Annotated in this window: 16 protein-coding genes; 11 read left to right on the plus strand and 5 right to left on the minus strand. The window is 70.0% G+C overall.

Annotation, left to right across the window (positions count from 1 at the left end; translation table 11 throughout):
- Nucleotides 1-23 precede the first annotated feature (23 nt).
- Nucleotides 24-1,067, plus strand: coding sequence for a cell division protein ZapE (gene zapE, locus CEP50_RS00700; protein WP_106111964.1), 1,044 nt, complete (start codon nt 24-26; stop codon nt 1,065-1,067).
- Nucleotides 1,068-1,122: 55 nt separating this feature from the next.
- Here the strand turns inward: zapE and rocD are convergent, their stop codons facing one another.
- Complete coding sequence (rocD, locus tag CEP50_RS00705; RefSeq protein ID WP_106111965.1) at nt 1,123-2,361, minus strand: ornithine--oxo-acid transaminase; 1,239 nt, start codon at nt 2,359-2,361, stop codon at nt 1,123-1,125.
- Nucleotides 2,362-2,727: 366 nt separating this feature from the next.
- On the opposite strand from rocD, the gene CEP50_RS00710 reads away from it, so the two are divergent.
- A complete protein-coding gene (locus CEP50_RS00710) occupies nt 2,728-3,543 on the plus strand; it encodes an SGNH/GDSL hydrolase family protein (RefSeq protein ID WP_258174622.1) in 816 nt (271 codons plus the stop codon).
- A 22-nt stretch (nt 3,544-3,565) separates the two neighbouring features.
- Here the strand turns inward: CEP50_RS00710 and CEP50_RS00715 are convergent, their stop codons facing one another.
- On the minus strand, nt 3,566-5,191 hold the full coding sequence (locus CEP50_RS00715; RefSeq protein ID WP_106111966.1) for a serine/threonine-protein kinase: 1,626 nt from the start codon (nt 5,189-5,191) through the stop codon (nt 3,566-3,568).
- A 200-nt stretch (nt 5,192-5,391) separates the two neighbouring features.
- Between CEP50_RS00715 and CEP50_RS00720 the strand changes: the two genes are divergently transcribed.
- The 3 genes from CEP50_RS00720 to CEP50_RS00730 are packed head-to-tail and all read left to right on the plus strand — an operon-like array spanning nt 5,392 to nt 8,997.
- Nucleotides 5,392-6,945, plus strand: coding sequence for a sugar ABC transporter ATP-binding protein (locus tag CEP50_RS00720; protein ID WP_219905249.1), 1,554 nt, complete (start codon nt 5,392-5,394; stop codon nt 6,943-6,945).
- Nucleotides 6,938-7,936, plus strand: a complete 999-nt coding sequence (locus CEP50_RS00725; RefSeq protein WP_106112256.1) for an ABC transporter permease — start codon at nt 6,938-6,940, stop codon at nt 7,934-7,936. Before CEP50_RS00720 ends, CEP50_RS00725 begins: the two co-directional genes overlap by 8 nt.
- The gene (locus CEP50_RS00730; protein ID WP_181188148.1) at nt 7,933-8,997 is read left to right on the plus strand and encodes a substrate-binding domain-containing protein; all 1,065 of its coding nucleotides are present in this window, start codon (nt 7,933-7,935) and stop codon (nt 8,995-8,997) included. Before CEP50_RS00725 ends, CEP50_RS00730 begins: the two co-directional genes overlap by 4 nt.
- Nucleotides 8,998-9,010: 13 nt before the next feature.
- Here CEP50_RS00730 and CEP50_RS00735 read toward each other — a convergent pair whose 3' ends face one another.
- On the minus strand, nt 9,011-9,463 hold the full coding sequence (locus tag CEP50_RS00735; protein ID WP_106111967.1) for a peroxiredoxin: 453 nt from the start codon (nt 9,461-9,463) through the stop codon (nt 9,011-9,013).
- Nucleotides 9,464-9,659: 196 nt separating this feature from the next.
- Between CEP50_RS00735 and CEP50_RS00740 the strand changes: the two genes are divergently transcribed.
- From CEP50_RS00740 to CEP50_RS00750, 3 genes are all read left to right on the plus strand, one after another.
- Nucleotides 9,660-10,244: a type 1 glutamine amidotransferase domain-containing protein gene (locus CEP50_RS00740; RefSeq protein ID WP_106111968.1), complete on the plus strand. Its 585-nt coding sequence runs from the start codon at nt 9,660-9,662 to the stop codon at nt 10,242-10,244.
- Between the two features lie 87 nt (nt 10,245-10,331).
- The gene (locus CEP50_RS00745; RefSeq protein ID WP_106111969.1) at nt 10,332-11,471 is read left to right on the plus strand and encodes a baeRF2 domain-containing protein; all 1,140 of its coding nucleotides are present in this window, start codon (nt 10,332-10,334) and stop codon (nt 11,469-11,471) included.
- 70 nt (nt 11,472-11,541) lie between these two features.
- Nucleotides 11,542-11,871 carry a DUF2795 domain-containing protein gene (locus CEP50_RS00750; RefSeq protein ID WP_106111970.1) on the plus strand — a complete coding sequence of 110 codons (330 nt, stop codon included), beginning with the start codon at nt 11,542-11,544 and terminating at the stop codon, nt 11,869-11,871.
- A 75-nt stretch (nt 11,872-11,946) separates the two neighbouring features.
- Here CEP50_RS00750 and CEP50_RS00755 read toward each other — a convergent pair whose 3' ends face one another.
- On the minus strand, nt 11,947-13,179 hold the full coding sequence (locus tag CEP50_RS00755; RefSeq protein ID WP_106111971.1) for a serine hydrolase domain-containing protein: 1,233 nt from the start codon (nt 13,177-13,179) through the stop codon (nt 11,947-11,949).
- Between the two features lie 376 nt (nt 13,180-13,555).
- Here CEP50_RS00755 and CEP50_RS00760 point away from each other — a divergent pair, with 376 nt between their 5' ends.
- The 3 genes from CEP50_RS00760 to CEP50_RS00770 all read left to right on the plus strand — a co-directional run bounded on the left by CEP50_RS00760 (nt 13,556) and on the right by CEP50_RS00770 (nt 15,708).
- A complete protein-coding gene (locus CEP50_RS00760) occupies nt 13,556-13,879 on the plus strand; it encodes a hypothetical protein (RefSeq protein ID WP_106111972.1) in 324 nt (107 codons plus the stop codon).
- Between the two features lie 54 nt (nt 13,880-13,933).
- Nucleotides 13,934-14,644, plus strand: a complete 711-nt coding sequence (locus CEP50_RS00765) for a dienelactone hydrolase family protein (RefSeq protein ID WP_106111973.1) — start codon at nt 13,934-13,936, stop codon at nt 14,642-14,644.
- A 203-nt stretch (nt 14,645-14,847) separates the two neighbouring features.
- Nucleotides 14,848-15,708 (plus strand): 3-hydroxybutyryl-CoA dehydrogenase, encoded by an 861-nt coding sequence (locus tag CEP50_RS00770; RefSeq protein WP_106112259.1) that lies wholly within the window; start codon nt 14,848-14,850, stop codon nt 15,706-15,708.
- Here CEP50_RS00770 and CEP50_RS00775 read toward each other — a convergent pair.
- Complete coding sequence (locus CEP50_RS00775) at nt 15,699-16,487, minus strand: GntR family transcriptional regulator (RefSeq protein WP_106111974.1); 789 nt, start codon at nt 16,485-16,487, stop codon at nt 15,699-15,701. The two genes, CEP50_RS00770 and CEP50_RS00775, sit on opposite strands and share 10 nt — an antisense overlap.
- Nucleotides 16,488-16,643 lie beyond the last annotated feature (156 nt).

Genomic DNA, 16,643 nt, shown 5'->3' on the forward strand with positions numbered 1-16,643 from the left:
GGAGGAACGGTTACAGTTCCCCCATGAGCACCCCGCGCCTGGTGGAACGTCACCCCGAGCTCGGTTCCGAGGAACTGGTGGCCGCGCTGGCACCGCCGCCGCGTTTCGACGGGGTTCGGCTCGACAACTACGTACCGAACCCCGAGGAGCCGAGCCAGGCCGAGGCGGTGGCGCGGTGCCGTGAGTTCGTCTCCGAGATCGGGCGGGGAACGAGCCGGGGAGGTTCGTGGCTGCGCGCGCTGTTCGGTCGGGGGAACAGGAAGACAGCGGGGGAGGACGGTTTCCGGCCGGGTCTGTACCTGGACGGCGGGTTCGGTGTCGGCAAGACCCACCTGCTGGCGTCCATGTGGCACGCCGTGGAGGGGCCGAAGGCCTATGCCACCTTCGTCGAGCTGACCAATCTGGTGGGGGTGCTCGGATTCGGGGAGGCGGTACGCCGACTCTCGGAGCACCGTCTGCTGGCCATCGACGAGTTCGAGCTCGACGACCCCGGCGACACCATGCTGGTGACCCAGTTGTTGTCCAAGCTCACCGAGGCCGGGGTGCGGGTGGCCGCGACCTCGAACACCTTGCCGGACAAGCTGGGGGAGGGCAGGTTCGCCGCCGTGGACTTCCTGCGTGAGATCCACGCGATGGCCGAACGTTTCACGGTGGTGCGCATCGACGGACCGGACTACCGCCACCGGGACTTCCCCGAGCCGCCGGAGCCGTTGGGCGAGGACGAGCTGGTCGAGTTGGCCCACCGGACTCCGGGGAGCACGCTCGACGACTTCGGGGAGTTGTGCGCGCACCTGCAGCGCGTCCACCCGTCGAAGTACGGGAGGATGGTCGACGAGGTCACCGCCGTGCACCTGAGCGGGGTGCACGCGGCCCCCAACCAGAGCGTGGCTCTGCGGTTGGTCGCGCTGGTCGACCGGCTCTACGACCGTGCCGTACCGGTGCGTATCTCGGGGAGTTCGCTGTCGGCCCTGTTCACGGAGGAGATGCTGGCCGGCGGGTACCGGAAGAAGTACCTGCGTGCGTTGAGCAGGCTGACCGCCCTGTCCCGGGAGCTGGCCAGGTCGTGATCCGCCCGACGGAGCGGGCTCGGCGGGCGGACCACGAGGAAGGACCGTCTCCGGATCAGTTCCCGTCCAGCACCCTCACGACCGCGTCGAGCCCCTCGTGGAGCTCCTCCTCGCTGATGACCAGCGGCGGGGCGATGCGCAGCGTGTTGTCCTGGGTCTGTTTGCACAGCACACCGTGTTCGAGGAGGCGTTCGCAGACCTGGCGCCCGGTGGGGCCCTCCGGGGGGAGGTCCACCCCGGCCCACAGCCCACGACCACGGACGGCCGTGACCGTCCGGCCGACCAGGCCGTCGAGTCTGTCGTGCAGCTGTTGGCCCAGTTCACGGGAGCGCTGCTGGAAGCTTCCGTCGGAGAGCAGGCCGATCACGGCACGTCCGACCGCGCAGGCCAGCGGATTACCACCGAAGGTGGAGCCGTGCTCGCCGGGCCGGAGGACTCCCAGGACGGAGCGGCTGCCCACCACCGCCGAGACGGGAAGGATGCCTCCGCCGAGCGCCTTGCCCAGTGTGTACAGGTCGGCGCGGACCCCCTCGTGGTCGGTGGCCAGCAGCTCGCCGGTGCGGGCCAGTCCGGACTGGATCTCGTCGCAGATCAGCAGCACGTCGTTGTCGTCGCACAGGCGCCGCAACCGGGGCAGGTAGTCCCGCGGCGGGACGACGACGCCGGCCTCGCCCTGGATGGGTTCCACCAGCACGGCGGCCGTGCGCGGGGTGATGGCCTCTTCCACGGACCGCGCGTCACCGTACTCGGTGACGACGAAACCGGGGGTGTAGGGACCGTAGTCGGCGCGTGCCTCGGGGTCGGTGGAGAACGAGACGAGCGTGGTGGTACGGCCGTGGAAGTTGGAGCCGGCCACGATGATCTCGGCCCGGTCCTCGGCGATCCCCTTCACCCGGTAGGCCCACTTGCGCGCGACCTTGAGGGCCGACTCCACCGCCTCGGCCCCGGAGTTCATGGGCAGCACCATCTCCGTGCCGGTGAGTTCGGCCAGTTCGCGGCAGAACGGTCCGAACTGGTCGTGGTGGAAGGCCCTGCTGGTCAGGGTCAGACGCCCGAGCTGCTCGGTGGCCGCGGCGACGAGGTCCGGGTGGCGGTGTCCGAAGTTCAGCGCGGAGTAGCCCGCCAGGAAGTCCAGATAGCTGTGACCGTCCACATCGGTCATCCGGGATCCGGACGCCGTCGCGAGCACCACCGGCAACGGGTGGTAGTTGTGCGTGGAGTAGGTCTCGTCCAGCGCGAGGAAGTCGGATGTCTCGAAGGGCGTGTCACGCACGCCGGGTACGGCCGCTGTCATGGCAACAGGCTATGTCGTGACAACGACTGTTTCAGCCGGAACCCGTTGCTTTTTGCGGCAATTCGTTGCTTCGTGACCGTCCTTCTTTTTGTTTCGTTGCGTTTTCCCCGGTTCGGGTGGAGTTCGTGACGGTGCCTGGTCGTCGTGCCCGAGCGGGGTCGGAAAAACCGGAGCACCCCACCGGGGGAGCGCGGTCGTGCCGTTGCTGCGGGCGGAACAGTGCCGTCTCCCGGGCGGATGCGCCGTTTTTCCCAGTGGTGATCACCCGAAGGTAGCGATTTTCCTCCGGTCACCCGTGTGCGCCTTTCGTGGCCTCGCGATCGCTGATAGTCACGAACAGTCGATCACGGCCACCGGAGGTGACTCGTGCGCAGATCAGCGCTGTCCAGTTGTCTTTCCGCCGCGTTCGCGACGGCGTTACTCCCCCTGTCGGCTCCACTCGCCGGTGCCGCACCGGAGGCGGATCCCTTCGAGTACGTCGCCCTCGGGGACTCCTACGCTTCCGGACTGGGTACCGGAGAGTACCTCCCGGAGAGCGGCGACTGCCGCAGGAGCGAGTTGGCCTACCCGAGCCTGGCGGCCTCGGAGGTCGGGGCGGACTCCTTCTCCTTCGTCGCCTGCGCCGGCGCCAAGACCGAGGGGGTGCGAACCGAGCAGGTCACGGCCCTGAGCGAGAGCACCGATGTGGTCACCGTCTCCGTCGGCGGCAACGACGCCGGGTTCGGGCCGGTGGTGACCACCTGTGCGACCCAGGACGAGCAGTCCTGTGACCAGGCGATCTCCGAGGCGGAGACCTACATCGTCGAACAGCTTCCGGAGCTGCTGGACGACACCTACGACGCGATCGCGGCGGCGGCTCCCTCCGCGCGGGTCGCCGTGGTGGGGTACCCGAGGCTGTTCGAAACAGGCCCCTGCCTCTCGCCGTTGACCTCGTTCGAGCGTCAACGGCTCAACGAGGCCGCCGACACGCTGAACCGGGTCACGGGGGAACGGGCGCGCGGGGCCGGTTTCTCGTTCGTGGACGTGACCGAGGAGTTCACCGGACACGGGGTCTGCGGTGCGCAACCGTGGATCAACGGGCTCTCCTACCCCACCGAGGAGTCCTACCACCCCAACGCGGCCGGGCACGAGCAGGGCTTCCTGCCGAGTGTCTCCGAGGTGTTCTCCGGGGCGGTGGTGTGACTCGGGTGGTGGCGCCCACCGCTCACAGCACCCGTGAGTCGTAACGGCGCGGCGCGTACTGTCGCAGTGCGGCACGGAGCCGCCGCGCCTCCCGACGACGTTTCCACCATCCGCCACTGGCACCGATGGTGAAGATCCTGCTCGCACCGCGGTACTCGCGGACCCGGTGCCACCAGCGGGAGTCGTGGGACACGCCGGGAACGAGCCACACCGCCAGGGCCTGCTTCTTCCCGGCTCCCACGAGAGCGACCCTACCGACGTGCTTCCAGGGGATCTGTCGGTGCAACCCCATCCGGGAGATACGGATACCGTCCTGGTTGATCTTGAGTTTCTTGCCGGGAAGCAGCGCGTGGGCCAATGAGAGCACGGCGCTGAGCACCAGCAGGAACACACCCAGTGCCAGGACAGCCCGCATGGAGGCGGTGAGGTGGAACTGTCCACCCAGACGTATCGCCCCGTAGGCCAGCAGAGCCGAGAACCCCGACCACAGCAACGCACTCAGGTGTCCGGCCGTGCGGAACACCTGCCCCGGCAGCTCCGCGCGGACCTCCTCCCGGGGCGGACCCGGTTGGGAGGGCCGTGCGGACGGCTCGGCCGTGGGGGGGTGCTCCGGGGGACTCCGCCGGGGCGCAGCCGTGGAGGGGCTCTCCGGGTGCGGTGCGGCACCGGCGGATCCGGACGCGGGTGGGCCGCCGGCCCCCGCGGGCGAGAGCGTGTCGACCCGTTCCCGTGCGGCGGGGGAGTCGTCGAGCTGCCGGGTGGAGCGGTGCAGCACCTGCTCCAGCTGCGCGGCGTGGCCGGTGATCAGAGCGGTCACGTCGGACGGAAGCCACTCCCCGGACGGGCGGGCGGAGTCCCCGATGGTGTTCAGCAGCTCTCCGGTGCTGGGGCGCGCGTTGGGGTCCTTGGCCAGACACGCGGCCACCAGCCGACGGGGTTTTTCCGGCAGTCCGTCCAGCTCGGGCTCGTTGTGCACCACCCGGTAGAGCATGGCGGGGGTGTTCTCGTCCCCGAAGGGGGGCGAACCGGTGGCCGCGAACGCGAGCACGGCCCCGAGGGAGAACACGTCACTGGGCGGACCCACCTCGGTTCCCATCGTCTGTTCGGGGGAGAAGAACCCCGGGGTGCCGAAGAACATCCCGGTGGAGGTCATCCCGGTGGAGGCCATAGCCCGGGAGATCCCGAAGTCGATGACCCGGGGACCGTCCGGGCCGAGCAGCACGTTGGCGGGTTTGAGGTCGCGGTGCACCAGCCCGGCCCGGTGCACGGCCTGGAGCGCCTCGGCCAGCCCAGCCCCCAGGGAGAGCACCGCGTGTTCCGGGAACGGCCCGTGCTCGGCCACCGCCCGGTGCAGGGTGGGGCCGGGCACGTACTCGGTCGCCAGCCAGGGGTGCGGGGCCTCGGGGTCGGCGTCGACCACGGTCGCGGTCCAGAAGCCGCCGACGGCGGCCGACATGCGCACCTCGCGGCGGAAACGCTCGCGGAACTCCTCGTCGGCGGCCAGCTCCGGTTTGGCCACCTTCACCGCGACCGGACGTCCTCCTCGGGAGCTGCCGAGATAGACGGCCCCCATCGCTCCCTTGCCGATACGGGCCAACAGCCGGTAGTCCCCGACCTTGTTCGGATCGCCGTCCAGCAGCGGCTGCACCTGTTTCTCCCCCTTCGCCGGTTCGGCCCCAACCTTACGACGTGCGGACCGGTGTCGGGTTGCGAACCGCTCGACGAGGCCGACCGGGGGAACCGCCCCCGCGTTCCGAATCAGTCCGTGGTGGAGTGATTACTCGCCGGGGCGAAATCCTTCCGGGGGATCTTCGGAGTGGTTATGATCCGACTCGTGTCTCCGGGGCGATGCGCCGAGCCGTCGGGAGGTTCGTGGTGGTGGAGGAACCCGCGCGGCACGCGGAGCCGGCAGAGGTGCCCCGGGCGCGCCTGCTCGGGGTGAGCAAACGATTTCCCGGGGTGGACGCGGTGACGGACGTGAGCCTCGACGTGTTCGCCGGGGAGGTTCACGTCCTGGCCGGGGAGAACGGCGCGGGCAAGTCCACGTTGATGAAGATCCTCGCCCAGGTGGACGCTCCCACCTCGGGCGGGATCGAGATCGACGGTGTTCCCGTCGTTCATCGCGGCCCGGCCCACGCCCGACGACTCGGCGTGTCGATGGTGCATCAGGAGTTCGCCCTGGCCCCGGACCTCACGGTCGCCGAGAATCTCTTCCTCGGCCACGAACCCGGCCGTCTCGGCTGGATACGACGTCGTGTGGAACGCGCGAGGGCACGCAGGCTGCTGCGTCGGGTGGGCCTGGACGTGCGGGAGACCCGCACGGTGCGGACGCTGTCCACGGCACAGCAGCAGCGCGTCGAGATCGCCAAGGCCCTGGCCGTGGACACCGGACTGCTCGTGCTGGACGAACCGACCGCCAGCCTCACCGAACAGGAGAGTGCCGAGCTCTTCACCGTGCTGAGGTCGCTCACCGCCACCGGCACGGCCGTCTGCTACATCTCGCACCGCTTGGACGAGATCTTCACCATCGGTGACCGGGTCACGGTGCTCCGGGACGGCTCCGTGGTGACCACCCGTCACGTCGGGGAGCTGGACGAGGCCGCGCTCGTGCGTTCCATGGTCGGTCGTGACGTGGAGAACCTGTACCCGCGCGTCTTCCGCGAACCGGGCCCGGTTCGGCTCCGGGTACGCGGGCTGGAACGCGCGGAGGCGGTGCGGGGCGTCGACCTGAGCGTGCGGGCGGGAGAGATCCTGGGGCTGGCCGGGTTGATCGGAGCCGGTCGTACCGAACTGGCCCGTGCCGTGTTCGGAGCGGAACCGGCCACCGCGGGCCGTCTCACCCTGGACGGTCGCGACCTGCGTGTCCGTTCCCCCCGGGAGGCCATGGCGGCGGGAATCGGATACCTGACCGAGGACAGGAAGGGTGACGGGCTCGCCCTGCAACTGGGAGTGGACGTCAACATCACCCTCGGTGCCCCGCCCACGCGCGGCGGGCTGATAGACCTCCGTGCCGAACGCGACGAGGCCGAGCACTACCGGGATCGCCTCGGGATCAGGACACCACGGGTGAACAGTCCCGTGCGGCTGCTGTCCGGAGGCAACCAGCAGAAGGTCGTGCTCGCCCGTGTGCTGCGCGCCGGCGCCGGGGTGCTCTTCGTCGACGAGCCGGGACGCGGCATGGACGTGGCCGCCAAGTCCGAGATGTTCCGGCAGCTCGACGAGCTGGCTTCCGAGGGCAGGGCGATCGTGCTGATCTCCAGTTATCTGCCGGAGTTGATGAACATGTGCGACCGCGTTCTGGTGCTGCGGGCCGGCCGGGTCGCCGGTGAGCTGGACCGCGCCGAGTTCTCCGAACGGCGTCTCGTCGCACTGGCGACCGGTGCCGGAGGCGGAGATGAGTGAGACCGGAACCCAGCGGGGAGAAAGCGCCGGTGTGTGGACCCGGCTGCGGAACTCGGGGGCGGTGTCCGGAGTGGCCGCCGCGGGAGCCCTGATCGTGCTCTTCGCCGTGTTGTCCGTGGTGGCACCGTCCTTTCTCACCGTGGACAACCTGTTCAACCTGGCCTCGCAGACCTCGGTGAAGGCGGTGATGGCCGTCGGGGTGACGATGGTGATCATCACCGGTGGCATCGATCTGTCCGTGGGTTCGGTCGCGGCCCTGTCCGGTGTGGTCGGAGTGCTGCTGATGGCCGAGCACGGACTGAACCCGTTGCTCGGAATCCTCGGCGGGCTCGCGGTGGGGGCCACGGCCGGGCTGGTCAACGGACTGTTGGTCTCCCGGGTGGGACTGCCGCCGTTCATCGCGACGCTGGGCATGCTCAGCGTCGCCCGCGGAGTGGTGCTGATCCTCACCGGAGCCGTGGCGGTGTTCGGTGCCCCGGACTCGTTCCGGCTGCTCGGCCAGGGAGTGCTGGGTCCGGTGCCGATCCCGGTGCTGGTGATCGTGCTCGTGGCCGTGGTGGGTCACCTGGTGCTGACCCGCACCCGTCTCGGTCGGTACGCCTACGTGCTGGGTTCCAATCCGGAGGCGGCCCGGCTCTCGGGGGTGGCTGTGGCCAGGCACACCACCTCCGTCTACGTGCTGTCCGGGGTCTTCGCCGGGCTCGGCGGGATGATCGCCGCCTCGCGGATCAACTCCGGGCAGCCGAACTTCGGGGAGGGGCTGGAGCTGGACGTGATCGCCGCCGTGGTGATCGGCGGTGCCAGTCTGTTCGGCGGGCGCGGGACGGTGTTCGGTTCGCTGATCGGAGCCTTCCTCGTGGCGGTGATCCGCAACGGTGCGGTGCAGCTCGGTATCGGGACCTTCTACCAGAACGTGTTGATCGGGGTGATCATCTGGGTGGCGGTGTGGTGGGACCGTTACCGGCGCGGAAAGTTCGGTGCGCGGGGATGACGGCTGGAGGTGTCGTGTCCGTGGTCGCCGTGTTCCGTTCTCGGGGCGGTCGTGTGCGAGGTGTGCTGCTGGTCTGCTGTCTGATCCCGTTGCTGGTATCCACCGCCTGCGGGGCCCGGGTGTACCGGCCCGGAGCCGCCGGACAGGGGGACGGTGGCGGAGCTTCGCGGGTCGCCGTGGTGCCCAAGGCCCTGGGCTTCGACTTCTGGGAGCGGGTGCGGCTGGGAGCCGAGTGCGCCGCCGAGCGCTACGACGGGATCACCCTGCACTGGGACGGCGTGACCTCCGAGAGCGACGTGAGCGGGCAACAGAGCCTGTTGCAGAACCTGCTCGCCCAGGGGCTGGACGGGCTGGTCTACGCGGCCACCGACGCCAGGGCGCTCGCTCCCGTCACCCGCACGGCCCTGCGGCAGGGGGTGACGGTGGCCAATATCGACTCGGGAACCACCCCCCAACCTCCGGAGGTGCCGGTGTTCGCCACGGACAACGTGACGGCCGCCGAGCGGGGGACCGAGCTGCTGGCCGACCGGATCGGTGGAAGCGGCACGGTGGCACTGATCGAGTTCCAACCGGGCACCAACACGAACGCCACCAGGGTTCGGGGGTTCCACCGGGAGCTGCGGCAACGGCCCGGCCTGGAACTGGTCGCCAGGCAGTCCAGCGACAGCAGCTACAACCGGGCCTTGCAGGTCACCCAGGACATCCTCACCGCGCACCCCGACCTGGACGGGATATACGCCGCGAACGAACCCAGCACCCTCGGTGCCGCCGAGGCCGTGCGCCAGGCGGGCAGAGTCGGCGAGATCCGGATCGTGGGCTGGGACGCCTCCGAGGGGCAGGTGCGTGCCCTGCGGCAGGGTGTGTTGACGGGACTGATCGCCCAGGACCCGTTCCGCATGGGCTACGAGTCGGTGCGGGCCACCGTGGACGAACTGCGTGGCGCGAGCCCGCGTTTCGCGGACACCGACACCGGAGCCCGGTTGGTCACCAGGGAGAACGTGGACTCCCCCTCCGTGCGGAGGCTGCTCGAACCGGACTGCGCCTCCGGAACGACGCCCTGACCCGCGTGCTCGGTCAGCTACGGGAACGGAGGAACTCGATCGCCTTGTCGGCGTGGACGGCCATGCGGAACTCGCTGCGGATCACGTGCAGCACGCTCCGGTCCCGATCCACCACGAACGTGTGTCTTTTGACGGGAAGTGGCCCGAAACCGCGGCGCACCCCGAACTGCTCGGCCACGGTCCCGCTCTCGTCGGACAGCAGCGGGAACCGCAGGGAGTGGGACTCGGCGAACCGGGCCTGCTTGTCCACCGGATCGGGGCTGACACCGACCGGCTGGGCGCCGAGAGCGGCGAACTGGGTGCCCAGGTCTCTGAACCGGCAGCTCTCGGCGGTGCAGCCCGCCGTCATGGCGGCCGGGTAGAAGAAGAGCACCACGAGGCCGTTGTGCAACAGCCCGGACAGGGAACGGGGCGTTCCGTCCTGGTCGGGGAGCTCGAAGTCGGGGACGGTCTCACCTGGCCGCACTGGCCACCTCCGCTGGTCGGCTTCGGTCCTGTCCCACAACCTACCGCCTCACCTCGGGGACTCCTGTCGGGTTCGAGGTTTGGGAGTGCGTCGGCTCGGGGTACCGCCGGGTGACGGGCCTCCGATGACCGGCGGCAGCAGCGGTGTCCTGCCCGGCAGCACCCGGGATGTCGACGAGGAGTGAGGTGATCACCGGATGACGGCGAGTTTGCACGGCTCGCGGGTGGCCTTCCTGGTGGCCCCCGAAGGAGTGGAGCAGGTGGAGCTGACCGCCCCCTGGCGTGCCGTCGGGGAGGCCGGAGGAAACGCCGAACTGGTGTCGGTCTCCTCCGGGCCCGTACAGGCGTTCGAGCACCTGGACAAGGCGGACACGTTCACGGTGGACAGGCTCGTCGACGAGGTCGGCGCGGCCGACTACGCGGGACTGGTCCTTCCGGGAGGGGTGGCCAACCCCGACATGCTGCGCCGCCACGAGGCGGCGGTGCGTTTCGTGGGGGACTTCTTCCGCGAGTCGAAACCGGTGGCCGCGATCTGCCACGCCCCCTGGATGCTGATCGAGGCCGACGTGGTGCGCGGCAGGAGACTGACCTCCTACCCCAGTCTGGCCACCGATCTGCGCAACGCGGGTGCCCACTGGACCGACGAGCAGGTGGTGGTCGACTCCGGGCTGGTCACCAGCCGTTCCCCCGCGGACCTGGAGGCGTTCTGCGCCAAGCTGGTGGAGGAGATCGCCGAGGGGCCGCACCGCCTCCGTTCCCGACAGACCGAGCGGACCGGCTGATCCCCTCCCGTGAGGTGACTGTCCCCGCGGGACTCGCGGTGCCGACGGGGCCGGTGGACCAGAGACGACGGCAGGAGTGCGAATTTCATGAAGCTCGGGTATCTGCAGGACGTCTACGCCCACGAGGGACCGTTCGTGACGGTGTACCTGGACACCTCCGCCGACTCCGCCGATGCCGGGAAGGAGGTCGAGCTGCGCTGGCGTTCGGCCCGGGAACGGCTGGTCGAGCACGGGGCCTCGGCCGAGGACCTGCGTGCCGTTGACGAGACGGTGGGATCCCACGAGTGGCGGACCGGCAGACGGGGGAACGTCCTGGTCGCCACGGGAGGTGGGATCGTTTTCCGGGACGAGCTGCCCGAAGCCCCCGAGGAGTTCTCCGACGACGAGCTGGCGCGTCTCGGGCCGGTGCCGCACCTGATGCCCTACCTGCGTCTGCGCGGGGCCCGGGTTCCCCACGTCCTGGTGCTGGTCGACCGCACCGGCGCGGATCTGCACGTGGTCGACGCGGCCGGGCACAGCGGGGTGGTCACCGTGCAGGGCGATGCCGCGCCGTTGCACAAGAGTCACACCGCCGGGGAGGGGCACGAGAAGTCCCACCACGACGCCGTCGAGGAACAGTGGCTGCGCAACGCCGGTCAGGTGGCCGCCGAGGTCGACACCCGGGCCCTGCGCACCGGAGCCGAGGTCATCGTGCTCGCCGGGGACGTGCGGATGCGTCGGATGGTCTACGACCACCTGCACAAGGGGCTGCGCGAGCGGGTGGTGGCCACCGAGGCGAGCCACCGGGACCGCAACGCCTCGGAACAGACGTTGCGCGAGGAGGTCCACGAGGCCGTGCGCTCGGTGGTGCGGGAACGCACCGAGTCCACGGTGCGCGAGTTCGAGCGGGAACGCGGGCAGCACGACCGCGCGGTGGACGGCTGGGCGGACACGGTGGGGGCCCTGCAGCGCGGCCAGGTGGCCACGGTGCTGCGCAGCACCAAGGAGGTGGGCGAGTCCCCGGAGAGCCTGTGGATCGGCCCGGACCCCAACCAGATAGCGGTCGAGCGGAGCACTCTCACCGACATGGGGGTTTCCTCCCCCGTGAGCGTCTCCGCCGACGAGGCGGTACTACAGGCCCTGGTGGGTACCGACGCGGAGCTGGTGCTGGTCGAGCCGGAACGGATCACGCTGACCGGGGGGATCGGGGCCGTGCTGCGGTACAGCGATTCGGGGAGTGGCGACTGACTCCGCCTGCCGGGGCACGACCGAGGGTTGCGCTTCCCGGCGACGGGCGGTTGGTTCCGAAGGGAGTGTCATGACCACCGACAGGAAGAAGCTGAGTACGATTCTGTCCTCCGTGGACTTCCCGGCGGGCAAGGACGAGCTGGTCGCCCACGCGGAACGCAACGGGGCCGACGAGGACACGCTGGCGGCGCTACGGGCCATGCCGCGCGCGGACGACTACGCGAACCTGACCGAGGTGCAACGTTCGGTGTCGCTGGATCCGGCCTCGGAGGCGGGTCAGAGCGAGGCGGACAAGGCCGAGCAGAACACGCGGCGCACGGCCGACGGGCTGGCCGAGCACGAGACGAGCACGTCCAGCAACCCGATCGTGGAGGAGCTGGGCGAGAACCGGGGCAGCTGAACCCGGCGGCGGGCCCCGCGGCGGGACCGAAACCCCGACACGGGACCCGACGGGAGCGGGCCGTGTGGTCTCCGCTCAGTCCACCAGCGCCTGGTAGACCAGCGGTTGCAGCTCGGTGCGGATCGGATGCGTGGTGGAGGGCATGAGCTGGGTCAGGAACAGCACGGTCAGTTCCTCGGCCGGATCCACCCAGAACACGGTGCTCGCCATACCGCCCCAGGCGTACAGTCCGGCAGAGGAGAGGACCTTGCCCGCCTCCGGTCGTTCCACGACGGAGAACCCCAGTCCGAATCCCTTGCCCGCGTTGGTGACCTCGGAGAAGGTTCCCGTGGCGAGTTCGGTCAGGTCCGCTCCGCCGGGCAGGTGGTTGCGGGTCATGTACCGTACCGTTCTGCTGCCGAGCAGGCGTGTGCCCTCCAGCTCTCCCTCACCGAGCAGCATCTGGGTGAACCTGTGGTAGTCCCGGGCCGAGGAGACCAGTCCCCCACCTCCGGAGAGCACCTGCGGCGGGCGTGTGCCCACGCGGTCCAGGCGGGTGTTGCGCACGGCCAGCCCCTGACGGTCGGCGCTGTAGAGCGCTGCCAGCCGGTCCAGCTCGGACTCGGGAACGCAGAAACCGGTGTCCCGCATGTCCAGGGGGTCGAAGATGTGCTCGCGGAGGAACTCGTCCAGGTTCCTGCCGCTGACCACTTCGATCACCCGCCCCAGCACGTCGGTGGCCACCGAGTAGTTCCACCGCGTGCCGGGGTCGAAGAGCAGCGGCAGTTCGGCCCACTCCGAGCAGGCTCTCGCCAGGTCGGCGTCCTCGGGATAACCCGCTTCGAAACCGTGTTCCCGGTACAGTTGGTCCACCGGGTGGACACGGTGGAAACCGTAGGTCAGCCCGGCGGTGTGCGTGAGCAGGTGCCAGATCCGTATCGGTTCGACGGCGGGACGGGTCTGCGGGGCCGCCGCCGGCCCTCCCACGTAGACCCGGGCGTCGGCGAACTCGGGGACGTAGTCGGAGACGGGGTCGGTCAGCTGGAGCAGCCCCCGCTCGTGGAGCATCATCGCCGCCACCGAGGTGATCGGTTTGGTCATCGAGTAGATGCGGAAGATCGTGTCCGTCTCCACGGGCAGACCCTCCTCCACGTTCCGCGCTCCGTGGGTGCGCAGGTGGGCGATCTTGCCTCCGCGGGCGATCAGCACCAGCCATCCGGGCAGTTTGCCCGCCGTGACGTACTTCGCCAGGTGGTGTTCGATGCGTTGCAGTCTCTCCGGGGCGAGTCCCACGTCGGCGGCCTCCACCTCGACCTGCAGCTGACCCATGCCGGAAAACCTCCTTCGACGGGATGCGGGGACCGGAGGACGGGTTGCTCGGGTGGGGTGCCGCACCGGTGCGGCGGGGAAGACACCCGCTTGAGCCGGGACTCGTGGGGTTCCGACCCCCTGGGCCGTCTTTCGTCCCCGCCGTCCGGGACGGTCTCGTGCGTCGGACGGGCGCGGGCCGAGGCAAACCGTTCCGCAAGGACCTCTCGCCGTGATCTTCGGGCACGTGGCGGCGGGACGCAATGGGAACCGACGAGCCGGGTGGTGTCGTCTCCGTCGGCGGGTCGGAAAGGCTCGTTTGGGCGGACCGTCGAACGGTAATCACGGGGGAGGAGTCGGTGAAGGTCGTGGTGTCTCGACGGAGCAGGGGGCGCAGATGTCCAATCCGTTCGACGAGCGGGCTCCTTCGGAGGACGAGCCGCCGGACGAGGAGCTCAGTGATCCCGCCGAGTTGCAGTCCGCGGGGGACCTGGACGAGGACGAGCTGGGTACCGACCCGATGGAGGGCGGGGTGGAGCCGCCCTCGCACTGGTCGACGGTGACCAGACGGCGTCCCACGCCGAGTGAGCGTTCCGCGGACGACGACCTGGACGAACGCTTGGCCGAGCAACGTCCGGACTTCGGCGCGGAGGAGGACACCGCTGCGGGGGACGAGCTCGGAACGGCCGGGGTGGACGAGGGGACGGAGTTCGACGAGTGACGCGCGGGGCCGTGCCCCACGGTCCCGAGGAGGAAACCGAACGGGTGAAGGACAGTGGTCGCTGAACGAGGAGCCCGGCAGGACGGGGTCGAACGGGGGACGGTGTCGCTGCCCGCCCGGGACACGGCCACGGGTGAGTTCCTGGCGGGGGACCTGGCCGGACTGGACAACCGGGACGGGCTCGTCGTGTTCGTGCACGGCAGTGGTTCCTCGCGGCACAGTCCGCGCAACAGGGCCGTGGCCGCCGGATTGAACCGGGCGGGGTTCGCCACCCTGCTGATGGACCTGCTCACCCCGACCGAGCACGCCTCCGACGAGCGCACGGGCAGACTGCGTTTCGACATCGAGTTGCTGACCGTGCGGGTGCTCGGGGTACTGGACTGGGTGGCCGAGCACCCCGGGCTGCGGGACCGCAGGCTGGGACTGTTCGGAGCCAGTACCGGCGCGGCGGCCGCGTTGGGCGCGGCGGTGCGGCGACCGGGACGGGTCTCGGCCGTGGTCTCCCGTGGCGGACGTCCCGATCTCGCCGTGGACCGGCCGGAGCTGGTGCGGGTGCCCACGCTGTTGGTCGTCGGTGCGCGGGACCGCGAGGTGCTGGAGCTCAACGAGCGGGTGGCCGCCAGGATCGCCGCCGACAACGAGGTTCACCGGGTTCCCGGGGCGACCCACCTGTTCGAGGAGGAGGGGGCGTTGGAACAGGTGGCCCGGGCAGCCGGGGCGTGGTTCGCGCACTATCTCGCCGAGCCGACCGCCACCTCGTCCTGAAGGGGCCGGTTCTCCGTCCCGGGCCGGGGACGGTTTCCTCCGTGTCGCCCGGGGCGAACCGTTCGACGGTGCCACTTTCCTTCCCGCGCCGTGGCACGACACAATGACCGCCGGTAGGGTTACCGTCCGGTAATGCCGGAGTTCGTTGTAGTGCGGGCAGCGGAGACCGTTGTCCGGTTCCCCGATCCGAAAGGACGCGAGTGGTGCAGCAGATCCAGCGACTGGGGGTCGTCGGCGGTGGCCTGATGGGGGCCGGAATCGCCGAGGTGGGAGCCCGTGCGGGACTCGACGTGGTGGTCTCCGAGGTCGACGAGTCCGCCGCCGAGGCGGCCCGGAAACGGATCGGTGGCTCGATGGACCGGGCGGTGCGCAACGGAAAGCTGGAGGAGGCCGAGCGGGACGTCGCCCTGGCACGGCTGCGTGTCGTCACCACGCTGTCCGAGCACGCCGACCGCCAGCTGGTCGTCGAGGCGGTGGCGGAGAACCCGGAGGTCAAGAGTTCGGTGTTCGCCGAACTGGACCGGGTGGTCACCGACGAGGAGGCGATCCTGGCCTCGAACACCTCCTCGATCCCCATCGCGAAACTGGCCGCGGCGACCGGCCGTCCGGGCAGGGTACTGGGCATCCACTTCTTCAACCCCGTTCCGGTGCTGAAGCTGGTGGAGCTGGTTCCCTCGCTGCTGACCGAGGAGGACACGGTGCGGAGCGCGGCGGCGTTCGCGACCGACCAGCTGGGCAAACGGGCCATCCGGGCCCAGGACCGGGCCGGTTTCGTGGTCAACGCGCTGCTGGTGCCTTATCTGCTCTCCGCCGTCAGGATGTACGAGAGCGGTTTCGCCTCGGCCGAGGACATCGACAACGGCATGGTGCTCGGCTGTGCGCATCCGATGGGGCCGTTGACCCTGGCCGACATGGTCGGGTTGGACACGGTCGCCGCCATCGCCGAGTCGATGCACGCCGAGTACAAGGACCCCAATTACGCCGCCCCGCCGTTGTTGCAGCGCATGGTCGACGCCGGGCTCTACGGCAAGAAGTCGGGCAGGGGGTTCTACGACTACTCCTGACCGCCCCCGTCCGGAAACGGCGGAGGCCCCGCGTCGTGGTGTCCCGGCGCGGGGCTCTGCCCGCCGGAGCGTGCCCGGTGGGGCCGCCCCTCCGGCCCGTGCGCCGCGCTTCCCCCGGAAGGGGGTGGCATCGTGTCCCGCAGTGCGGCCACGGCGTGCTGCCGGTGCGCGTGCAGCAACCGGGCCAGCTCCGTGCCGTCGCGCTCCCGGGCGGCCCGCAGGATCGCCTCGTGCTCGGTGAGCACCCGGCCGCGGTTGTCCACGGAGTTGTAGTACACGGCGCGGTAGGCGTCGGTGGCGTCCCAGAGGGTACGGATCACACGCATCAGCCACGGCATCCCGGCCGGTTCCAGCAGCGCGAAGTGGAACCGGCGGTTAGCGGCGATCATCTCCACCAGGTCCTCGCGTTCGGCGGCCTCGGCCACCGCCCGGTGCTCGGCCGCCACCCGCTCCAGTTCCGCCGCCTCGGCGCGACGTGCCGCGTGGTGGGCGGCCTCGGTCTCCAGTAGTTCCCGGAGTCGGTACACCTCCAGCAGGTCGTCCAGGGAGAGCTCGGCCACCGTGTAGCCCCGGTGGGGGCGGTAGACCACCTGCCCCTCCGCCTCGAGGGTCTTCAGCGCCTCGCGCAGCGGTACCCGGCTGACCCCGAGTCGTCGGGCCACGGAGTCCTGTCTGATCGGCTGGTTCGGGGCCAACTCACCGGACAGGATCGCCTTGCGCAGCTCGTCGAGCACGAACTGCTGCGTGGTCGGAGGTCGTGACATCACACCCTCGCGCATGGGTCGGCACGGTGCTCCCCGGGTGAACGCCCGCCGCGAGGATCGTGCCGGAACGTGACCGGTGCGGTCGGCCGCAGGACCGTCCGGTGCGTTCGACCAGGGTTGACCGAGGGCTTTTCAACTGTATATTGGATCCAACTTTGCACCGACGCAAGT

The sequence above is a fragment of the Actinopolyspora mortivallis genome (assembly GCF_003001495.1).
Classification (GTDB): Bacteria; Actinomycetota; Actinomycetes; order Mycobacteriales; family Pseudonocardiaceae; genus Actinopolyspora; species Actinopolyspora mortivallis_A.

Bases quoted from the DNA above. Each gene is read 5' to 3' on its own strand.
- zapE (WP_106111964.1), top strand. From the start codon at position 24: ATGAGCACCCCGCGCCTGGTGGAACGTCACCCCGAGCTCGGTTCCGAG.
- rocD (WP_106111965.1), bottom strand. From the start codon at position 2,361: ATGACAGCGGCCGTACCCGGCGTGCGTGACACGCCCTTCGAGACATCC.
- CEP50_RS00720 (WP_219905249.1), top strand. From the start codon at position 5,392: ATGCGCCGAGCCGTCGGGAGGTTCGTGGTGGTGGAGGAACCCGCGCGG.
- CEP50_RS00725 (WP_106112256.1), top strand. From the start codon at position 6,938: ATGAGTGAGACCGGAACCCAGCGGGGAGAAAGCGCCGGTGTGTGGACC.
- CEP50_RS00730 (WP_181188148.1), top strand. From the start codon at position 7,933: ATGACGGCTGGAGGTGTCGTGTCCGTGGTCGCCGTGTTCCGTTCTCGG.
- CEP50_RS00740 (WP_106111968.1), top strand. From the start codon at position 9,660: ATGACGGCGAGTTTGCACGGCTCGCGGGTGGCCTTCCTGGTGGCCCCC.
- CEP50_RS00745 (WP_106111969.1), top strand. From the start codon at position 10,332: ATGAAGCTCGGGTATCTGCAGGACGTCTACGCCCACGAGGGACCGTTC.
- CEP50_RS00750 (WP_106111970.1), top strand. From the start codon at position 11,542: ATGACCACCGACAGGAAGAAGCTGAGTACGATTCTGTCCTCCGTGGAC.
- CEP50_RS00755 (WP_106111971.1), bottom strand. From the start codon at position 13,179: ATGGGTCAGCTGCAGGTCGAGGTGGAGGCCGCCGACGTGGGACTCGCC.
- CEP50_RS00760 (WP_106111972.1), top strand. From the start codon at position 13,556: ATGTCCAATCCGTTCGACGAGCGGGCTCCTTCGGAGGACGAGCCGCCG.
- CEP50_RS00775 (WP_106111974.1), bottom strand. From the start codon at position 16,487: ATGCGCGAGGGTGTGATGTCACGACCTCCGACCACGCAGCAGTTCGTG.